This is a genomic window from Vibrio sp. Vb0598, assembly GCF_033338935.1.
GTDB classification, from domain to species: Bacteria; Pseudomonadota; Gammaproteobacteria; order Enterobacterales; family Vibrionaceae; genus Vibrio; species Vibrio alginolyticus.
The window spans coordinates 1-1,929 of the sequence record NZ_JAWOTP010000063.1 but is presented as its reverse complement, the minus strand read 5'-3'; the positions used below and the strand labels follow the sequence as shown (position 1 = coordinate 1,929).

The following is a 1,929-nucleotide window of genomic DNA, read 5'->3' as shown; positions in this document are numbered from 1 at the left end:
GTGCCAATCGTTCTGGCCGACTCTGAACTGCTGATGTACGTTGGCTTTAAATGGAACGAACCACCACCGCTGCTGCTGCGTCTCTTCGACCACCCATTCCAGTTACTGTTGGCCGTGATGCTGGTGAGCACGCCATTACTGCTGTGGCTTGCTTGGGCGCTGAGCCAACCCGCACGACGCCTTGAAGCCGCCGCGCAGCGAGTAGCAAAAGGTGAGTTCGTCATCGATCCGAATCTTGAAAAAGGCACCGCAGAATTTCGTCAAGCGGGCAGCAGCTTCAACCAAATGGTCGAAGCGGTGAAGCAGATGACTTCAGGTCAGCAGCGTTTACTGTCGGACATTTCTCACGAATTACGCTCGCCACTCACTCGATTGCGCATGGCCAGCGCATTAGCGACGCGCAAACAGGGTGACAGCCCTGAGTTGGTTCGCATTGATACCGAAGCGCAGCGCCTTGAGCAGATGATCAGCGAATTGCTTGAGCTCTCGCGCATGCAGGTGAACAGCCACATGACACGCGAGACACAGCCAATAGAAAGTTTGTGGGAAGAGATCATTAAAGATGCGAAGTTTGAAGCCGAGCAAATGGGTAAAAAACTCCGCTATTCAGAGATCCCTGAGCGACATATCTCAGGCAACCCAAAACTGTTGATGAGCGCGGTAGAAAACATCATCCGCAACGCGATTTATTACGGAAAAGATGAAGTGCAGATAGACATTCAAGACAAGACTGACACACTGACGATTACCGTCGATGACAACGGTGATGGTGTGCCGGATGAAGAGTTAGAAGCGATTTTCCGTCCATTCTATCGTGTGTCTACCGCTCGTGATCGTCACTCTGGCGGCACAGGATTAGGGTTAACCATCACCGAAAGTGCGATTCGTCAGCACAGCGGTACGATAGTCGCGAGCCGCAGCCCACTGGGAGGTTTGCGCGTCTCCATCACGCTGCCTTTAGTCAAAGTAGGCAAATAACCCTACAAGATTTCAGTTGATAATGATTTTCATTAACATTAGAGTAAATCCTCCGATTAAGGAGGATTTACTATGTCACATACATTTCCCGCTCTGCCTTACCCATACGATGCGTTAGAGCCATACATCGACGCAAAAACCATGGAAGTGCATTACAGCAAACACCACAAGACTTACTTCGATAAATTCGTCACCGCCGTGCAAGGCAGTGATCTTGAAACACAATCGCTAGACGAAATCTTCGCAGCCGTTTCGCAACATAGCCCAGCCATTCGCAACAATGGCGGCGGCTACTACAACCACATCCTTTACTGGAATTGCATGTCGCCAGAAGGAGGCGGTAAACCACAAGGCGCACTTGCGCAAGCCATCAACGACAAGTTTGGTCACTTCGAAAAGTTCAAAGACGAATTCGCTCAAGCAGCCGTTAATACGTTTGGATCTGGCTTTGCATGGTTAGTTGTGAAAGATGGCGACATCCACATCACCTCCACCAGCAATCAGGATAACCCGTTAATGGACGTGGCCGATGTACGCGGCGAGCCTATCCTTGCATTAGATGTGTGGGAGCACGCGTACTACATCAGTTATCAGAACCGTCGACCAGAATACATCAACGCTTGGTGGAATGTGGTGAACTGGCGCGCCGTCGAAGAGAACTACGCTCGCGCGCTCGTGTAACCGCTAACGATGAAGGGGGAAGGTTGATAAGCGCCAAGTCCTCTTTTGTACCCAAGTCGCTGCACTTGGGTATATACTGCCCCTCTCTTTGACCAACTCTATTTCAATACCATGTTTGATATCGCTTTATACGAACCAGAAATCGCGCCGAACACCGGCAACATCATTCGACTTTGTGCCAACTGCGGTGCAAACCTGCATTTGATTGAACCGCTGGGTTTCGATCTGGAAGAGAAAAAAGGCCGCCGCGCAGGATTGGATTATCACGAT

The 1,929-nt window shown here is 50.4% G+C and carries 3 protein-coding genes; all 3 read left to right on the top strand.

Annotated features, from left to right (window positions below):
- A partial coding sequence (gene cpxA, locus R7Q38_RS22890; RefSeq protein WP_318114398.1) for an envelope stress sensor histidine kinase CpxA occupies positions 1–978 on the top strand: 978 nt, incomplete at its 5' end.
- Positions 979–1,050: 72 nt separating this feature from the next.
- Positions 1,051–1,659, top strand: a complete 609-nt coding sequence (locus R7Q38_RS22885; RefSeq protein ID WP_318114397.1) for a superoxide dismutase — start codon at positions 1,051–1,053, stop codon at positions 1,657–1,659.
- A gap of 111 nt (positions 1,660–1,770) precedes the next feature.
- Positions 1,771–1,929 (top strand): tRNA (cytidine(34)-2'-O)-methyltransferase (locus R7Q38_RS22880; protein ID WP_318114399.1); only part of this gene is annotated, 159 nt, incomplete at its 3' end.